At 46.7% G+C, this 18,137-nt stretch carries 14 protein-coding genes and 1 tRNA gene; all 15 read left to right on the top strand.

Translation table 11 applies throughout. The annotated features are described in order from the left end of the window. Nucleotides 1-3: 3 nt before the first annotated feature. The 15 genes from AC0VYQ_RS11045 to AC0VYQ_RS10975 all read left to right on the top strand — a co-directional run bounded on the left by AC0VYQ_RS11045 (nucleotide 4) and on the right by AC0VYQ_RS10975 (nucleotide 18,090). Nucleotides 4-510, top strand: coding sequence for a metallophosphoesterase family protein (locus AC0VYQ_RS11045; protein WP_088837562.1), 507 nt, complete (start codon nucleotides 4-6; stop codon nucleotides 508-510). A 67-nt stretch (nucleotides 511-577) separates the two neighbouring features. Further along, nucleotides 578-651 (top strand) — tRNA-Arg (locus AC0VYQ_RS11040). A gap of 104 nt (nucleotides 652-755) precedes the next feature. Beyond that, complete coding sequence (locus AC0VYQ_RS11035; RefSeq protein ID WP_475403565.1) at nucleotides 756-1,280, top strand: hypothetical protein; 525 nt, start codon at nucleotides 756-758, stop codon at nucleotides 1,278-1,280. 26 nt (nucleotides 1,281-1,306) lie between these two features. Further along, nucleotides 1,307-2,314, top strand: coding sequence for a hypothetical protein (locus AC0VYQ_RS11030; protein ID WP_475403564.1), 1,008 nt, complete (start codon nucleotides 1,307-1,309; stop codon nucleotides 2,312-2,314). 112 nt (nucleotides 2,315-2,426) lie between these two features. After that, entirely contained in the window at nucleotides 2,427-3,719 is a 1,293-nt protein-coding gene (gene tig, locus AC0VYQ_RS11025) for a trigger factor (protein WP_088837559.1), read from the top strand. 233 nt (nucleotides 3,720-3,952) lie between these two features. Beyond that, nucleotides 3,953-5,218, top strand: a complete 1,266-nt coding sequence (clpX, locus tag AC0VYQ_RS11020) for an ATP-dependent protease ATP-binding subunit ClpX (RefSeq protein ID WP_088837558.1) — start codon at nucleotides 3,953-3,955, stop codon at nucleotides 5,216-5,218. 69 nt (nucleotides 5,219-5,287) lie between these two features. Beyond that, nucleotides 5,288-7,597, top strand: a complete 2,310-nt coding sequence (gene lon, locus AC0VYQ_RS11015) for an endopeptidase La (protein WP_475403563.1) — start codon at nucleotides 5,288-5,290, stop codon at nucleotides 7,595-7,597. A 1-nt stretch (nucleotide 7,598) separates the two neighbouring features. Beyond that, on the top strand, nucleotides 7,599-8,180 hold the full coding sequence (gene yihA, locus AC0VYQ_RS11010) for a ribosome biogenesis GTP-binding protein YihA/YsxC (RefSeq protein ID WP_088837556.1): 582 nt from the start codon (nucleotides 7,599-7,601) through the stop codon (nucleotides 8,178-8,180). A gap of 268 nt (nucleotides 8,181-8,448) precedes the next feature. Beyond that, on the top strand, nucleotides 8,449-9,600 hold the full coding sequence (locus AC0VYQ_RS11005) for an AI-2E family transporter (protein ID WP_214766512.1): 1,152 nt from the start codon (nucleotides 8,449-8,451) through the stop codon (nucleotides 9,598-9,600). A 200-nt stretch (nucleotides 9,601-9,800) separates the two neighbouring features. After that, nucleotides 9,801-11,141 carry a glutamyl-tRNA reductase gene (hemA, locus tag AC0VYQ_RS11000; RefSeq protein WP_088837554.1) on the top strand — a complete coding sequence of 447 codons (1,341 nt, stop codon included), beginning with the start codon at nucleotides 9,801-9,803 and terminating at the stop codon, nucleotides 11,139-11,141. Between the two features lie 82 nt (nucleotides 11,142-11,223). After that, nucleotides 11,224-12,150, top strand: a complete 927-nt coding sequence (hemC, locus tag AC0VYQ_RS10995; protein ID WP_088837553.1) for a hydroxymethylbilane synthase — start codon at nucleotides 11,224-11,226, stop codon at nucleotides 12,148-12,150. After that, complete coding sequence (locus AC0VYQ_RS10990; protein WP_214845200.1) at nucleotides 12,140-12,826, top strand: uroporphyrinogen-III synthase; 687 nt, start codon at nucleotides 12,140-12,142, stop codon at nucleotides 12,824-12,826. Before hemC ends, AC0VYQ_RS10990 begins: the two co-directional genes overlap by 11 nt. Then, nucleotides 12,823-13,812, top strand: a complete 990-nt coding sequence (gene hemB, locus AC0VYQ_RS10985; protein ID WP_475403562.1) for a porphobilinogen synthase — start codon at nucleotides 12,823-12,825, stop codon at nucleotides 13,810-13,812. Before AC0VYQ_RS10990 ends, hemB begins: the two co-directional genes overlap by 4 nt. Beyond that, nucleotides 13,809-15,119 (top strand): glutamate-1-semialdehyde 2,1-aminomutase, encoded by a 1,311-nt coding sequence (gene hemL / locus AC0VYQ_RS10980; RefSeq protein ID WP_475403561.1) that lies wholly within the window; start codon nucleotides 13,809-13,811, stop codon nucleotides 15,117-15,119. The genes hemB and hemL overlap by 4 nt, the downstream gene beginning before the upstream one ends. A 334-nt stretch (nucleotides 15,120-15,453) precedes the next feature. Then, nucleotides 15,454-18,090 (top strand): valine--tRNA ligase, encoded by a 2,637-nt coding sequence (locus tag AC0VYQ_RS10975; RefSeq protein WP_475403560.1) that lies wholly within the window; start codon nucleotides 15,454-15,456, stop codon nucleotides 18,088-18,090. Nucleotides 18,091-18,137: the final 47 nt, after the last annotated feature.

Raw genomic sequence — 18,137 nt, 5'->3', positions numbered from 1 at the left:
ACGATGAAAGCGTTAATCGTTAGTGATAGCCATGGTCTCGAATCGGAACTTCTGACAATCGTCGAACGGCATCCGGAAGCAGAGGTTGCGTATCATTGTGGAGACTCACAGTTGACACGGATGGACGAATCATTATATCCCTATCGTGTCGTTAAAGGGAATTGCGATTATGGTAACGACTTTGCCGATGAGGTACTTGAGCCTTTTGGCGCAGTCAATCTATTATGTGTCCATGGTCATCGTCAAGACGTGAAATACAGCCTCGATCAATTAGTCCATCATGCGGATCAAAAAGCAGCACAGGTCGTGTTGTATGGTCATTCGCACGTGGCGAAAGCGGAACAAAAGGATGGTAAACTCTTCATCAATCCGGGTTCGATTCGTATGCCGCGACACCGTCCTGAAAAAACGTATGCGATTTTGACGCTTGAAGAAGATGCGTATTCCGTTGATTTTTACGATCTGACAGGTGAACAGATTAATGCTTTACATTTAGAAGGCACGCTTTAAGAAAAGATTTTTTGTAATGTGATTGACACGAAAGAATTGTTTTAGTATAGTTTATTCGTGTTGACACGTCCCAATAGCTCAGCTGGATAGAGCAACGCCCTTCTAAGGCGTCGGTCGGGGGTTCGAATCCCTCTTGGGACGCTATAATTAAAATAGAGACTGCCCTTACGAGGGCGGTCTCTTTTTTTTATTATGATTTTCGATTATAATCAAGGTATCATGAACTTAAAAAGGGGATGTGGACAATGAGGAAACGAATCGGTGGAATCCTCCTTCTGACAGTTGCTCTAGCTGGTTGTAGCGAAATAACGAATACGGTCGACGATGCAAAACAACAAGTCGTCGAAGTGAAAAATAATGTTGATTATGCAGCGGAACTACAAACAATTGCGAAAGATACATCACGTGTCACGTCAGAGCTCTCGGCTAAGCTCGATCAAGCAGCGGAGAAGGCACGCGAATCGGCAAATCCAGAACAAACACTGGATCAACAAATGGAAAAGCTGAAAAATGATGAGACGGTTCAAAAGTTAGAGAAAGAGCTCGATCAAATCGACGAACGTCTGTCTAGTCTCGACAGTCCGCCGGCCGAACTAAAGAGTTTGAGTGATAAGTTAAAGCAGTATGTCGATCAATCAGAGTCGATGACACGTCTTCTTGAGACGGACGTCTCGCTTGATACGTTGAATCATCTTGGAGTCGAACAAGGACAACGACTGCAAGACGCAATATCTAGTTGGACGGAACGACTCGATCCCTTCACAAAATAAGAATGATTGGTAGAGGAGGAGAGCGCATGAGTGAATCCCGTTGGATGGAACGACCGCTGGAACAGGAACGGATGCGACTCGCACGGATGACGAGGGTCGAGCGAGATGAACGGATGAAGCGACTCGATGACGTGGCGATGAGTGATGACGACATTTTGTATAGGGTATATACGATGCAAGATGCTTTTTCTGAGAGTAAAGAAGAACGAGAACGCTTCATCAAAATGGCGGAATCGTTTTTGACAGTCGAAGGAGTTGAGCAAGTGCTTGCGCTCTTCCTCTTTGAGCATGGACAGGCATACCCGCTTCGTGTCGCGCTTCGGACAGCCTCACCATACTTACCATACGGTCTAGCAGTTAAGTTGGAGGAAGCGGCATCAATGCTTGGACGGCAAACGGAACCAGACAAGGAAGCACGTTCGGACGAATCGTTTTTAACGCGGAAATCGGTCGGGAAGTCGGAAGCGGAATGGATAAACGTTTTTCAAACAGGAACGTACGAACAACAATTCGAGCAGTTACGTGGACTGACGCTTGAAAAGGCGCCTGAATTGAGACGGTATCTTTGCACCTCTTATGCAATCGGCGAGGACGTAAGACAACAAAGTTTGATCGTCCTTCATACGTTATTATTGCAATTAATGACGGACGACTCATGTTTTCCTTTAACGCTTCGAATCGAACGTTTGCAGCTTGACGTGACATTCGATTCCGCCAAGCAGCTACGTAGACGGTTGGAACAACAGCAGGCGCAACTGCTAGGAGTGCAAGAAGTTTTATTTAGCTTAAGACGGCTCGATCCTTTTCGAGCGCTATTAATGTTGTCCTGGCATCAAATGCTCCACCTCGATCAGGAAGTCGATTTATTCGATATGGACCCGGTCGAGATGATTGAAACGCTTGATGCACTCGCTGGAATGACGTTCGAACGTGATGTGCCCGAAAAAGAACTCGGGGCACTTGCGCGTGACTTATACGATAGTGCTCATCAGATGTTAGAAGAGGGAAAAGCGTACGAGAAGACGGCGATATAGGAAATGCGAGGAATCCATTCGTTCAACAGTGGTAATGCTCGGAATGGATGTGCTATAATGTGACTTGTTGTACACACATGTACGCTAATTGACAATTTTGGAGGGACTCAGCATGACTGCAAAATGGGAAAAACAATCAGGTAGCCTCGGCGTTCTCACGTATGAAGCGCCTGCTGAAGCATTTGATAAAGCGGTAGACCAAGCGTTCAAGAAAGTCGTTAAGACTTTGAACACACCTGGTTTCCGTAAAGGAAAAATGCCACGCACAATGTTTAACAAAATGTACGGTGAAGAAGCACTTTATCAAGATGCTCTTGATATCTTGTATCAAGATACAATCGAAGGTGCTGTCGTCGAATCAGGTATCGAGCCAATCGCGCTTGAAAACATCGACGTTGAAACACTCGAAAAAGGAAAACCAGTTGAGTTTAAAATCACGTTCGTCATCGAACCTGAAGCAACTCTTGGTGAGTACAAAGGTCTTGAGTACACAGCTGTCGAAACTGACGTTACTGACGAAGATGTCGATGCTGAACTCAAAACAATGCAAGAGCGTGGAGCAGAGCTCGTCGTAAAAGAAGACGGCGTCATCGAAAATGGCGACACGGTCGTATTCGACTTCGCAGGTTTTGATGGGGACAACCAATTCGACGGCGGAACTGCTGAAAACTATTCACTCGTCATCGGTTCAGGAAACTTCATTCCAGGATTCGAAGAGCAAATGGTCGGTCTGAAAACTGGTGAGCAAAAAGATATCGACGTTACTTTCCCAGAAGAGTACCATGAAGCATCACTCGCTGGTAAACCAGTCGTATTCAAAGTAACAATCCACGAAGTTAAAGCACAAGAACTCCCTGAATTGACAGATGAGTTCGCTAAAGAAATGGACGAAGAAGTTTCTTCTCTTGATGAGTTGAAAACAAAAATCCGTACACGTCTTGAAAACACACGTAAACAAGAAGCTGATGCTTCAATGCGTGATGAGTTGGTTGAAGCAGCGACTAAAAACGCGACAGTTGATCTTCCTGCAGTTATGGTCGACAACGAAGTTGAGCGTATGGTCCAAGAATTCACACAACGCATTCAATCACAAGGTATCGAACTCGACATGTACTTCCAGTTAACTGGAACGACAGAAGAAGCGATGCGTACTGAAATGAAAGAACAAGCAGAAGAACGTGTTAAAGCACGTCTCGTTCTGAAACAAATTGTTGCAGATGAAAACATCGAAGTGAACGAAGAAGAAGCGCAAGCTGAACTTCAATCGATGTCTGAACTCTACAACATCCCTGCTGATCAACTTGAAACGATGCTCGCACCACAAGGTGGTCTCGACACGCTTAAAGGTGATCTTCAGTTCCGTAAAGCAATCGACGTTCTCGTTGATAATGCTAAAACGAAATAAGTTTTTAAACTTAACTAAACGATTTCAAGACCTATTTCTGGTCTTGAAGTCGTTTTTTTTGTACGATAGGTCAAACAAGGACAAACATTATCAAAATCTTCAAATCAAACTGTAAAACGCTCGTCCAAGATTTGAAAGACTTTCCTTGTTCGTGCTACAATCATTAATAGTAAAACGTGAGATTGGATGCGAAACGTATCTATACAACTTCCACGTTAAAGGGGTGGACCTTTATGTTTAAATTTAACGAAGAGAAAGGTCAGCTAAAATGTTCTTTCTGCGGAAAGACACAAGAGCAAGTGCGCAAACTTGTTGCTGGACCTGGCGTTTACATTTGCGATGAATGTATCGAACTCTGCAATGAAATCGTTGAAGAGGAACTTGGTACAGAAGAAGAAGTCGAACTAAAGAACGTACCAAAACCGCATGAAATTCGTGAGACATTAAATGATTATGTCATCGGTCAAGAGAAAGCCAAAAAGTCTTTGTCTGTCGCAATGTACAATCATTACAAACGAATCAACGCCGGTGGTCGGGCAGATGATGTCGAGCTTTCTAAATCTAACATCGTCATGATTGGACCAACAGGTAGTGGTAAGACACTTCTTGCACAAACAATGGCACGTATCTTAAATGTTCCTTTCGCGATTGCGGATGCGACAAGTTTAACGGAAGCTGGATATGTTGGGGAAGATGTTGAAAACATCCTCTTGAAACTCATTCAAGCTGCTGATTACGATGTCGAGAAAGCAGAAAAAGGAATCATCTATATTGATGAGATTGATAAAATTGCCCGTAAATCTGAAAATCCTTCCATCACACGTGATGTATCAGGGGAAGGGGTGCAACAAGCACTTCTTAAAATTCTAGAAGGAACAGTTGCGAGCGTACCGCCACAAGGTGGACGTAAACATCCACATCAAGAATTCATTCAAATCGATACGACGAATATTCTTTTCATCGTCGGTGGAGCATTTGATGGAATCGACCAATCGATTAAACGTCGTCTTGGTAAAAAAGTCATCGGATTCGGAAATGACTCTGAAAACCGTAACTTTACGCAAAAAGAAATTCTTGCTGCCGCATTACCAGAGGATCTCCAAAAGTTCGGACTAATCCCCGAGTTCATCGGTCGTCTGCCAGTCATGGCGACACTCGAACCACTCGATGAGGATGCACTCGTCCAAATCTTGACGAAACCTAAAAATGCGTTAGTCAAACAATATAAAAAAATGCTTCAACTTGATGATGTCGAACTCGACTTCACAGATGAGGGACTAATTGAAATCGCGAAACTCGCAATCAAACGGAAAACCGGTGCACGTGGTTTACGTTCGATCATCGAAGAAACGATGCTTGAAATCATGTTCGAAATACCATCACGTGAAGATATCGCAAAAGTCATCATTACAGCTGAAACGTTGACTGGTAAGCGTGGTCCGACGCTTGAGTTGAAAGATGGTACAATTGAACAAGGTAAAGAAAAAGAAACGGCGTAACACCGTGACAAATCGGCTCGGAGGCTACTTGTACGCCTTTCCGAGCCTTTTTTGTTTAGGAGGAATTTGATGAAGACAAAACAATATCCACTTTTACCACTTCGTGGCGTCGTCGCCTATCCATTAATCGGCTTGACGATTGATGTTGGTCGACCAGTTTCACTAAAAGCGTTACTCGCTTCAAAGGAACATGAAATTGATTTGGTCGTCGTGACGCAACGCGACCCAGAAGCAGAACCATCGGTTGACGGACTGCATACGATCGGAACACTTGTCCAAATCGCGAAGATGAGTGAGCTTGGCAATGATACGGTCCGCGTCCGCGTCATCGGTAAGGAACGTGTTCGGATTGAACAAGTCAGTGAAACGGATGAAGGGTATCAAGCAGTCATCGAACCGATTGAGAAAATCGATATCAAAGGTGCAAAACAAGAGGCGCTCGTCCGCTTGATTAAAGAACAATTCGGTCAACTCGTATCCCGTATCAAAGGCATCGGGACAGATGAACGACGTCGTTTTGAAACGTATGAACGCCTAGATTCTTTGACGGATTACATCACGTCGAAATTGCCGATTGAACTTGCAAAAAAACAAGAATTCCTAGAAGAAAATGATCCGGTCGAGCGGGGCTTGATGTTGCTCGATGTCATGAAGCATGAGTATGAAGTCGTTGAGCTAGAGCGAGAAATGCGGGAACGGACGAAAAAAACGATTGAACAATCCCAACGTGACTATTACCTTCGGGAACAGTTGAAAACGATTCAACAAGAACTCGGAGGGGAAGCAGTTTCTGCTGAAAGTGATGCTGTGAAGTATAAAGAACAGCTAGCGATGCTCGATTTATCAGACACAGCCATTGCAAACGTTGAAAAAGAAATCAATCGGTTAGCCGTCGTACCGGCGACGAGTCCGGAACATGGTGTCATTCGAAATTACTTGGAATGGTTCTTCTCGCTTCCATGGAATGAGGCGACGGATGATTTCTTGAACGTCGAAGCGGCGTCGGAACAACTCGATGAAGATCACTACGGTCTCGAAAAAGTAAAAGAACGGATTCTCGAGTATTTAGCTGTCCGTCAATTGACGGATTCGTTACGTGGACCGATTCTATGTCTCGCAGGTCCTCCGGGGGTCGGGAAGACTTCACTTGCACGTTCCATCGCGACCGCTCTTGAACGGAAGTTCGTCCGTGTATCGCTTGGTGGTGTACGAGATGAAGCAGAGATCCGCGGCCATCGCCGGACCTATATCGGAGCGATGCCGGGACGAATCATTCGTGGACTGAAACAAGCAGGTACGAACAATCCGGTTTTCCTACTCGACGAAATCGATAAGATGTCGAATGACTTCCGTGGGGATCCATCGTCTGCGATGCTTGAAGTGCTCGATCCTGAGCAAAACAATAGCTTTTCTGATCACTATATCGAAGAGCCGTTCGATTTATCGAACGTGTTATTCATCGCAACGGCGAATGATGTCTCGAACATTCCGGGACCTTTACTTGACCGGATGGAATTGATTCAAATCGGTGGTTATACGGAGCAAGAGAAAGCACAAATTGCGGTCCGTCACTTGCTATCGAAACAAATCAAAGAACATGGCTTGAAAAAGAGTCAATTAACAGTCAAACCGGACGCGCTCGAGGAAGTCGTCCGACGGTATACACGAGAAGCCGGTGTCCGGAACTTGGAACGTGTGTTAGGGTCGCTTTGTCGTAAGGCGGCGAAACAAATCGCGATGGGTGAAAAGAAACGTGTCACGGTGACGAAACGGAATTTACCAGACTTCTTAGGGAAGCCGATCTACCGGTATGGTCAAGGAGAATTAGAAGATACGATTGGCGCGGTGACCGGTTTAGCGTATACTGCATTTGGGGGCGACACACTGACGATTGAAGTCAGTCTTGCGCCAGGTAAAGGAAAATTGCAATTAACGGGTAAACTTGGTGACGTCATGCAAGAGTCGGCTCAGACAGCATACAGCTTCGTACGAGCGAACGCTGAAGCAGTTGGAATTGACCCGAATTTCTATGAAACACAGGATATTCATATCCACGTACCGGAAGGCGCCGTACCGAAAGATGGCCCGTCAGCTGGGATTACGATTGCGACAGCCTTGATTTCTGCTCTGACGAAACGTCCAGTCCGGCGCGACGTCGGAATGACAGGCGAAATCACGTTACGTGGTCGTGTCTTACCAATCGGTGGTCTAAAAGAGAAATCGCTCGCGGCACATCGTGCAGGATTGACGACGATTTTAATGCCACAAGACAATACGCGCGATATCGATGAGATTCCAGAAACCGTTCGAGATGGGATTCGATTCATTCCGGTCGCTACGATGGACCAAGTACTCGAACATGCATTAAAAGGAGAGTAACATGAAAATTTATAAAGCAGATTTTATTACAAGTGGTGTCAATCCGGAGCATTATCCGGAACCACTTCTTCCCGAAGTTGCACTTGCGGGACGGTCGAACGTCGGAAAGTCGTCGTTCATCAATAAGCTCGTCCAGCGGAAGGCACTCGCACGTACTTCATCAAAACCAGGGAAAACACAAACGTTGAACTTCTTCAATATCAATGATGAGCTCATGTTTGTCGATGTACCCGGATATGGCTACGCGAAAGTTTCGAAAACGGAACGGGAAGCCTGGGGAAAAATGATGGAGAAGTATTTCACGACACGTGAAATACTAAAAGGTGTCGTCTTACTCGTTGACATTCGTCATGAACCATCGGCAGATGATGTCATCATGTACGACTTCTTAAAGTACTATGACTTATCCGTCATCGTCGTCGCGACAAAACTTGATAAAATCAAGCGTGGTCAGCGGGATAAACAAATCGCAGCCATCAAGCGGAAACTGCAATTTGATGGTCAAGATACATTCATTCCGTTTTCTTCAGAAACGGGCGAAGGTGTCGATGCGGCATGGGAAGCGATTTATGCTCATTTGTAAGAGGTACAACTGATTGAAGGTAAAAGGCAATGTTCACAAGATGAACATTGCCTTTTAATTTATTATTTCGAAAATAATATAGATAAAAAATAGCGATGTATCTATACTTAATATTGTAAAAAGATAAAGATTATTTCCAGTTCTCTTTTGGGCATAGCTTTCATCCAGCGTAAATCTTGATGAAAAAGATGAAATAATAACAAATTAATGGAATAGCAGCTTTAAAAAATATGCTATACCGGAATTGAAAACTGTAGGAGGCTTATTCGTGGACTTACTTCGAAACAAATGGTTTAAAGCATTACTTTGGATACTAACGATTTTCTTAGTCATCTGGGTCGGGACGAAAATCTCATTTTTATTCCAACCGATTAAAGTGATGCTTGCGTTAATTTTCCCACCACTTATCATTGCAGGAATTTTTTATTACTTTACACTTGGAATCGTTGATGCCTTACAAAAACGTGTCAAAAAACGTGGACTTGCCGTCCTGATTGTTTTACTCGCTTTTGTCGGGATTTTGACGCTCATCATTACGTTGATCGGTCCAATCCTCGTCAAACAGGTGACGGAGTTTGTCACGAGCATCCCGAATCTTGTCGTAGAACTACGTGATCAAACGTTGAATCTACGCGATCAATTGATGGACAATCGTTTTATTTCGAACTGGGTTCAACACAATACGGAATTGTTTGACGAGTGGACGAATGAAGCGACGTCATATATCGGAACGCTCTTCAAGTCCGTTTCGGCATCTGTCGGAACCATTTTCGGTGTCATCTCTTCGACGGTTCTAATCGTCGTGCTCGTTCCGTTCATTCTCGTCTACATGCTGCTTGACGGGTACAAGTTTCCTGACTCGGTCGTTAAACTCTTACCGAAAGGTTATGAGGCAGAAACACGTAACATCTTACATGACATGCACGTGACGGTTAAGCACTACGTCAATGGTCAAGTCATCGTCTCACTCTGCGTCGGATTGATGTCGTTAATCGGTTTCTTCATCTCAGATATTCAATACGCTTTGTTACTCGCATTATTTTGTACGGTGACGAACATCATTCCGTATCTTGGACCATATATCGGGGCTGTTCCTGCCGTCATCGTCGGATTCATCGATGATCCGATCAAGGCGCTTTATGCAATCATCACGATCGTTATCGCACAACAAATTGAATCGAATTTAATTTCTCCGTATGTTCAAGGGAAAACGTTAAAAGTTCATCCGTTGACGATCATCATCGTCTTGCTCGTCGCCGGTAAAATCGCCGGTATCATCGGCGTCATTTTGGCTGTTCCGACATATGCTGTCTCCAAAGTCGTCATCCAGAACATTGCTCGTATTTATCGTTTACGTCAGCAACAGTTCGACTTGCAGACCGAGAGCTCAACAATCATTACCGATTCTTCCAAATCCTAACGATAAGCCCTCTGCTGAAACATTCGAGCAGAGGGTTTGTGATTTATCCGAGAGAGGGATAGGATGAAAGAATACTTTTCACAACTTTGACTCATTTTAGTTTATAAATTGATTGGAATCTTTTTTATAATGGTTATAATGTAGAGTAGAGAACAAAAGATAGAGGAGAATGAAATCTTTAGACGTAAGGGGTAGAGCGCATGCATATCGTAGTTGTCGGTTTAAATAATAAGACGGCGCCTGTATCAATACGCGAACAAGTCTCATTTGGGGAACATGAGATGAAGGGAGCGGTCGTGGCGTTACGAGATGAAAAGAGTATTTTCGAGAGCGTCATCGTGTCGACTTGTAACCGGACCGAATTATATGTCGTGACGGATCAACCACACACAGGACGCTACTATACAAAACGTTTTCTTGCGAACTGGTTCGGTTTGACGATGGAAGAACTTGAACCGTATTTATTCATCCATGAAGGATTTGATGCGATGAAGCACTTGTTCCGAGTGACGAGTGGTCTTGATTCGATGATCGTCGGGGAAACGCAAATTTTAGGTCAAGTGAAGACAAGTTTCTTTACAGCGCAAAAATTAGAAACGACGGGAACGGTCTTCAACAAACTATTTAAGGAAGCGGTAACGCTTGCGAAACGTGCTCATGCTGAAACAGGAATCGGGGAGAGTGCCGTTTCTGTCAGTGCTGCTGCCGTGACACTTGCAGAACAATTACTCGGTTCTCTTGAAGATAAATCAATTGTCGTCATCGGTGCCGGGGAAACAGGTGAATTGACGACGTTGAACTTGTATGAGGCCGGTGCGCGAGATATCACGGTCTTTAACCGAACGCTTGCGAAAGCAGAAGAAGTTGCGAATCGTTTCGAAGGGTCTGCACATTCGATTAACGAAATGCAATGTGGTCTTCTTCGCGCTGATATCGTCATTTCTTCTACCGGTGCCAAACGGGCGATCATCAAGCGGGAAGATATCGCCGCTGCTCAACTGTTCCGCAGTGACCGTCCCTTCCTGTTGATCGACATCGCGGTACCACGTGATATCGAGCCGACAGCGGGTGACTTACCTGGTGTTCATTTATATGACGTCGATGATTTAACATCAATCGTCCAACAGAACATGGCGGAACGGATGAAAGAAGCGGCTAAAATCGAGTTACGGATTGAAGCTGCCATCGCTGAGTTTGAAGGATGGATGACGACGCTTGGTGTCGTTCCAATCATTACGGAACTTCGCGATCAATCGCTTAAAATTCAGCAAGAGACGATGCAAAGCCTCGAACGGAAACTGCCGGACATGTCGGCCCGTGAAAAAGCCGTCATCGGAAAACACATGAAATCAATTATCAATCAATTATTACGTGAACCGCTCTCATACATTAAAGATGCCGCGGCAAAACCAGATGCAGAACAACGCATTGCACAGTTCATGGACACCTTTGCACTCGATGAAGAACTGTTTGATTCGTCGGTCGAAGACGTCGTGTTACAAGACGAAACTTCTGAACCACGCAAAGCTGTGAATCGGTGAACAAAGCTGTAATTGTGTTACAATAGAAAAGCATGGGGCGGACTTGTGCCGCCCCTTTATTATTGTACAGGGGGATTTTAGCATGCGAAAAATCATAGTAGGTTCACGCAGTTCGAAACTAGCGATGACACAGACGAAATGGGTCATCGAGCAATTGAAACAAGCGGGTGCTCCATATGAATTCGAAATCAAAAACATCATCACTAAAGGGGACCGAATCCTTGATGTGACATTGTCTAAAGTCGGCGGGAAAGGATTATTCGTCAAGGAAATCGAACAACAGATGCTGGATGAAGAAATCGACTTCGCTGTCCATAGCATGAAAGATCTTCCGTCAGAACTTCCAGCAGGTCTTATCATCGGATCAACACCTGCACGTGTCGATGCACGGGATGCGCTCATCACAACAACAGGAGGCGGACTTGCGACCCTGCCTGAAGGTGCTACGGTCGGGACGAGCAGTTTACGCCGCGGCTCACAATTGCTTAAACTTCGTCCGGATTTGAAGATTGAATCGATTCGCGGAAACATTGATACACGTCTCGAAAAGTTGAAGACAGGACCATTCGACGGGATTTTACTTGCGGCAGCTGGTCTGCAACGGATGGGGTGGTCAGATGAAATCGTCTCGGAATACATTTCGACGGACGAGATGATTCCTGCTGTCGGTCAAGGTATCTTGGCAATCGAATGCCGTGAACAAGACCAGGAAATCCGTGATCTTTTAAATTTAATTCATGATCAAATGACTGAAAAAGTGGCCTTTGCCGAGCGGTCATTCTTATCCGCGATCGAAGGAAGCTGTCACGTCCCGGTTGGTGGTTTTGCGACGATCAACGAAGATTTATCGACGACACTCGTCGGTTTCATCGGTTCAGTCGATGGGACACAAATCTTGCTCGAACGCGAAACTTCGCTTGACCCGATGCAACTCGGTCAACTCGTCGCGGATCGGTTACTCGATGCCGGCGGTCGCGAAATTCTTGCATCGTTGCCGGATGACTTATAAACGGCTTGTCCTGACCGGGAGTCGGCCACCGAACTCGCAGCAAGTGCAGCGTTTAGCGGAACGACAGATTGAAGTCATTCACGAACCAAGTATCGAGACGGTACCGGTTGCATTCGAATTGCCACCGGCACTTGATTGGTTGGTCGTGACGAGCCCGACAGGCGTCGAACGAATCGAGGCCGATTTACCACGATTACAAAAAACGAAAATTGCAGTTGTTGGGACAAAAACAGCGCAAGCCCTCGAACGAGCGGGGCGAACCGCGGACTTCATCCCATCTGCCTTTACGGGTGATGTTCTCGTCGCCGAGTTACAGCATCAACTATTGCCGAACCAACGGATTTGTTTTGCCCGTGGGAATCGGTCGCGCCAAGAACCACTCGAACACTTAAAACAACTCGTCGCAGCTGACGTCCTCGAAGTCGTGACGTATGAAACGAACATCCGACGGATTCCACGAGAACGTTTGTCAGACGCAAATTTTATCGGATTACAAAGTCCATCGGCCGTCGAAGCACTCGCTTCGTTAGCACTTCAAACGTCTGCGACGTATGTCGCGATTGGACCGGTCACGGAACAAGCAGCGCGAGCAGCAGGACTGTATCCTCTGCGCATCGCGAAGACGTTTACGCTCGACGGATTGATTGACTGTATTTTAGAGGAGGAACTGTTATGAACACATTAGAATTCGCACGTCACCGCCGTTTGCGAAATACGGCTTCACTTCGCTCACTCGTACGAGAAAATCATTTGCATAAATCAGATTTGATTTATCCACTGTTTATCGCAGAAGGAGAAGACATTAAGCGGGAAGTTAGTTCGATGCCTGGTGTGTTCAACCTATCGCTTGATCATCTCGAAGCAGAAATCAACGAAATCGTAAAACTCGGTATCGAGTCGGTGATTTTATTTGGTGTCCCACATGATCATTTAAAAGATGAACAAGGCACAGGGGCATTCCATGATCACGGGATCGTTCAAGAAGCAACGCGTCTCGTCAAGAAACTCGCACCGCAATTGACGGTCATCGCGGATACATGTCTCTGTGAATATACATCGACAGGACATTGCGGCATCGTCGCGGACGGTACAGTCGATAATGACGCCTCACTCCCACTGCACGTTCAAACGGCCGTCTCACAAGCGCGTGCCGGTGCAGACATTATTGCACCATCATCGATGATGGACGGTTTTGTCGCTGCGATCCGTCAAGGGCTTGATGAGAATGGGTTCAGCCATATTCCGGTCATGAGTTATGGCGTCAAGTACGCTTCTGCCTATTATGGGCCATTCCGTGATGCAGCCAATTCAGCACCGGGTGAAGGTGATCGTAAAGGATATCAAATGGATCCGGCGAACCGCCGTGAAGCATTCCGGGAAGCAACGTCTGACGTAGAACAAGGGGCAGACTTCATGATTATCAAACCAGCGCTTGCCTTCATGGACATCATTCGGGACGTGCGCGAGCGGATTGATTTACCAATCGTCGCCTACAACGTCTCAGGGGAATATGCCATGGTCAAAGCAGCGGCACTCAACGGTTGGATTGATGAAGAACGAATCGTCATGGAGACGATGCTTGGCTTTAAACGTGCTGGAGCAGATTTAATCATCACGTATTTCGCGAAAGACATCTGTCGTTACTTGGAGGAATCGAAATGAGCTTAACCAATCAGAACTCAAAATCAAAAGCTGCCTTTGAGCGGGCATTACCACTCATGCCGGGTGGCGTGAACAGTCCAGTCCGTGCCTATAAATCAGTTGGTATGACACCAATCTTTGCCGAACGGGCAAGTGGTTCAAAATTATACGATATCGATGGGAAAGAATACATCGATTACGTTTTATCATGGGGACCGATGATTTTAGGTCACGCCGATCCGATCGTCACGGCGGCGATTCAAGAACAGGCAACACGCGGTTGGAGTTACGGGACACCAACTGAAATCGAGTCAGCGATGGCAGAACTCGTCATCAGTCGTGTCCCGTCCGTCGAGGTCGTCCGGATGGTCAACTCGGGGACGGAAGCAACAATGGCGGCATTACGTCTCGCGCGTGGGTTTACAGGCAAAACGAAAATCCTGAAATTTGAAGGATGTTACCACGGACACGGCGATTCGTTGTTGATTAAAGCCGGTTCAGGCGTCGCGACGCTCGGTCTTCCCGATTCACCGGGAGTTCCGGCACAAATCGCCAGCATGACGTTGACGGTTCCGTATAATGATATGGATGCTGTCCGGACAGCCTTTGAAAAACATGGTGACGATATCGCAGGTGTCATCGTTGAACCGGCAGCAGGGAACATGGGCTTCGTCCCGCCGGCAGCCGGATTCCTCGAAGGGCTTCGTGAAATCACGGAAGCACACGGTACGTTGCTGATCTTCGACGAAGTCATGACCGGTTTCCGTGTCGGCTTCAACTGTGCCCAAGGATACTTCGGTGTCACGCCAGACATCACATGTCTTGGTAAAGTCATCGGTGGTGGTATGCCCGTCGGTGCCTACGGTGGACGCCGTGGCATCATGGAGCAAATCGCGCCGCAAGGTCCAATCTATCAGGCAGGTACCCTGTCGGGGAATCCGCTTGCGATGGCAGCGGGGCTTGCGACCTTAACGCAATTAAAACCGGAGCACTACGAAGTGTTTGACCAAAAAGCAAATCGTCTAGCAGAAGGCTATTTACAGGCTGCTGCGAAATATAATATTCCGTTGACGACGAACCGGGCCGGCGCAATGTTCGGTGTCTTCTTCACCGATCAACCCGTGACGAATTTCGAACAAGCGAAAACATCGAACCTCGAGATGTTCCGTTCGTACTATCAAAAGATGGCGGCGCGCGGAATCTTCCTCCCACCGTCACAATTCGAGGGACTCTTCTTATCGACCGTCCACTCGGATGATGATATCGAACGGACGATTGAAGCCGTCGAACTGACGTTCAAAGAACTCCAGGTCGAATTTAACCGTTAAGGAGTTCTTGACGGGTGATGGACGTCTCGGATAAAATAAGGAAAGAATAATTTGGAAACAGCGTTGACGGGAAGAGTAGTCAGACAACAGACTGTAAGAGAGAGCACATCCACCGGCTGAGAGATGTGACAGTGTGTCCTGGCGAAGGTCACCCCACGAGCTGGTATCGTAAGCGTGAGCGAGCGATATCCGGATTCCGCACGTTACGCGGGCTAGAGGGCACTCCCGTTTTCGGGGTGAACTAAGGTGGTACCGCGGAAGAGCAACGGCTTCTTTCGTCCTTAGATGAGGACGAGAGTAGCCGTTTTTATTATGGATAAAAGGAGCGATTTAGATGCAGGAATTATCAATGCCGACGAAATATGATCCGCAGGCGACGGAAGAAAAATGGTACGACTTTTGGTTGGAAGGGGAATATTTCAAAGCCGATCAAGATCCGGAGAAAGCACCGTACACGATCGTCATCCCGCCACCGAACGTGACAGGGAAACTACACCTCGGTCATGCTTGGGATACGACGTTACAAGACATGCTGACACGGATGAAACGGATGCAAGGGTTCGACGTCCTGTACTTACCGGGAATGGACCACGCGGGAATCGCGACGCAAGCAAAAGTTGAACAAAAATTGCGGGCAGAAGGACAATCGCGCTTAGAAATGGGACGTGAGAAATTCCTCGAACAATCATGGGCATGGAAAGAAGAATATGCGTCGACGATTCGTGCGCAATGGGCGAAACTCGGACTTGGTCTGGATTACTCACGCGAGCGCTTTACGCTCGATGAAGGGTTATCTGAAGCGGTCCAGGAAGTATTCGTTAAGCTGTATGAAAAAGGCTTGATTTACCGTGGCGAATACATCGTCAACTGGGACCCGGCGACGAAAACAGCGATTTCCGATATCGAAGTCATTTATAAAGATATCGAAGGTGCGTTCTACCACCTCAGCTATCCGTTGACGGACGGAACAGGTCACGTTGAACTCGCGACGACGCGCCCGGAGACGATGCTAGGGGATACGGCAATCGCCGTCAATCCGAAAGATGAGCGTTACGCTCACCTCGTCGGTAAAACCATCACGCTCCCGATCGTCGAACGAGAAATTCCGATCGTCGCTGACGAATATGTCGATATGGAATTCGGAACAGGTGTCGTTAAAATCACGCCTGCCCATGACCCGAATGACTTTGAAGTCGGGAACCGTCATGATTTACCGCGTGTCCTCGTCATGAACGAAGACGGGACGATGAACGAAAATGCCGGCAAATACGAGGGTATGGATCGCTTCGACTGCCGTAAACAAATCGTCGAAGATTTGAAAGCCTCTGGCGTCTTGATTAAAATTGAACCCCACTTACACTCGGTCGGTCACTCGGAACGGTCAGATGCAGTCGTTGAACCGTACTTGTCACTGCAATGGTTCGTCAAGATGGAGCCACTCGCTGAAAAAGCACTTGCTGAACAACAGGGCGACGATAAAATCAATTTCGTCCCACAACGGTTCGAAAACACCTATGTCCGCTGGATGGAGAATATCCGTGACTGGTGTGTCAGCCGTCAACTTTGGTGGGGACACCGTATTCCAGCCTGGTACCATAAAGAAACAGGTGAAGTGTTCGTTGGGAAAGAAGCACCTGCCGACATCGAAAACTGGGAGCAGGACAACGATGTCCTCGATACGTGGTTCTCGTCAGCGCTCTGGCCGTTCTCGACGATGGGTTGGCCGAATACGGATGCTGCGGACTACCAAAAATACTTCCCGACGTCGACACTCGTTACGGGGTACGACATCATCGCCTTCTGGGTATCGCGGATGATTTTCCAATCGTATGAATTCACAGGCGAACGCCCGTTCAACGATGTTTTGATTCACGGTCTGATTCGTGACTCGGACGGACGGAAGATGTCGAAATCACTCGGGAACGGAATCGATCCAATGGACGTCATCGAAAAATATGGTGCCGATTCACTCCGTTGGTTCTTAACGACAGGTTCGACGCCAGGAAACGACCTACGTTTCTATTGGGAAAAAATCGAAGCGACATGGAACTTCTCGAATAAATTGTGGAACGCAAGCCGTTTCGCACTGATGAACATGGATGGTCTGACGTATGAAGAAATCGATTTGACGGGCGAAAAATCATTAGCCGATCAGTGGATTTTGACACGTCTGAACACGACGATTGATGATGTGACACGATTATCCGATAAGTATGAGTTCGGTGAAGCCGGTCGAATCCTCTACCACTTCATCTGGGAAGATTTCTGTAACTGGTACATCGAGATGGCGAAGTTACCGCTGAACGGTGAAGATGAGGCCGCTAAATTGACGACGCGTTCGATTCTTGCGTACACGCTCGACCAAATCATGCGTCTGATGCACCCGTTCATGCCGTTCATCACGGAAGAGATTTGGCAACACTTGCCGCATCAAGGGGAAACGATCACGCGTGCGGCTTGGCCGACACGTAATGAGACACTCGACTTCCCGCAAGCAGTGCCGGCATTCGAAGCTGTCCAAAACGTCATCCGGTCGGTCCGGAACATTCGTGCCGAAGTGAACGCACCGATGTCAAAACAAATCCAGTTGATGATTTCGACGAGTGACGACCAGGTACAGCATGACCTAGAAACGAACGTCTCGTATTTGAAAAAGTTTACGAATGCTTCCGAATTACTTGTCGAACGCAGCATGGCAGCACCGGAAAAAGCACTCAGTGCCATCGTGACCGGCGCAGAATTGTTCATTCCGTTGGCTGATTTAATCAACATCGAAGAAGAAATCGCCCGCTTGAACAAAGAACTCGTCAAGTATACGAAGGAAGTCGAACGGGTCGAGAAAAAACTCAACAACCCAGGTTTCGTCGGAAAAGCACCGGCACATGTCATCGAAGAAGAACAAGCAAAAGCACAGGATTATAACGAAAAACGTGCGGCAGTCGAAGCGCGAATCAACGAACTATCTCAATAATTTCAACAGTGGCTCAAGTTTCCTTGAGCCACTTTTTTTAAAGGAGC

It is taken from the genome of Exiguobacterium sp. QJM3NY_9 (assembly GCF_056173545.1).
This window is presented reverse-complemented; position numbering and strand designations above follow the sequence as displayed.

Bases quoted from the DNA above. Each gene is read 5' to 3' on its own strand.
- AC0VYQ_RS11045 (WP_088837562.1), top strand. From the start codon at position 4: ATGAAAGCGTTAATCGTTAGTGATAGCCATGGTCTCGAATCGGAACTT.
- AC0VYQ_RS11035 (WP_475403565.1), top strand. From the start codon at position 756: ATGAGGAAACGAATCGGTGGAATCCTCCTTCTGACAGTTGCTCTAGCT.
- AC0VYQ_RS11030 (WP_475403564.1), top strand. From the start codon at position 1,307: ATGAGTGAATCCCGTTGGATGGAACGACCGCTGGAACAGGAACGGATG.
- tig (WP_088837559.1), top strand. From the start codon at position 2,427: ATGACTGCAAAATGGGAAAAACAATCAGGTAGCCTCGGCGTTCTCACG.
- clpX (WP_088837558.1), top strand. From the start codon at position 3,953: ATGTTTAAATTTAACGAAGAGAAAGGTCAGCTAAAATGTTCTTTCTGC.
- lon (WP_475403563.1), top strand. From the start codon at position 5,288: ATGAAGACAAAACAATATCCACTTTTACCACTTCGTGGCGTCGTCGCC.
- yihA (WP_088837556.1), top strand. From the start codon at position 7,599: ATGAAAATTTATAAAGCAGATTTTATTACAAGTGGTGTCAATCCGGAG.
- hemA (WP_088837554.1), top strand. From the start codon at position 9,801: ATGCATATCGTAGTTGTCGGTTTAAATAATAAGACGGCGCCTGTATCA.
- hemC (WP_088837553.1), top strand. From the start codon at position 11,224: ATGCGAAAAATCATAGTAGGTTCACGCAGTTCGAAACTAGCGATGACA.
- AC0VYQ_RS10990 (WP_214845200.1), top strand. From the start codon at position 12,140: ATGACTTATAAACGGCTTGTCCTGACCGGGAGTCGGCCACCGAACTCG.
- hemB (WP_475403562.1), top strand. From the start codon at position 12,823: ATGAACACATTAGAATTCGCACGTCACCGCCGTTTGCGAAATACGGCT.
- hemL (WP_475403561.1), top strand. From the start codon at position 13,809: ATGAGCTTAACCAATCAGAACTCAAAATCAAAAGCTGCCTTTGAGCGG.
- AC0VYQ_RS10975 (WP_475403560.1), top strand. From the start codon at position 15,454: ATGCAGGAATTATCAATGCCGACGAAATATGATCCGCAGGCGACGGAA.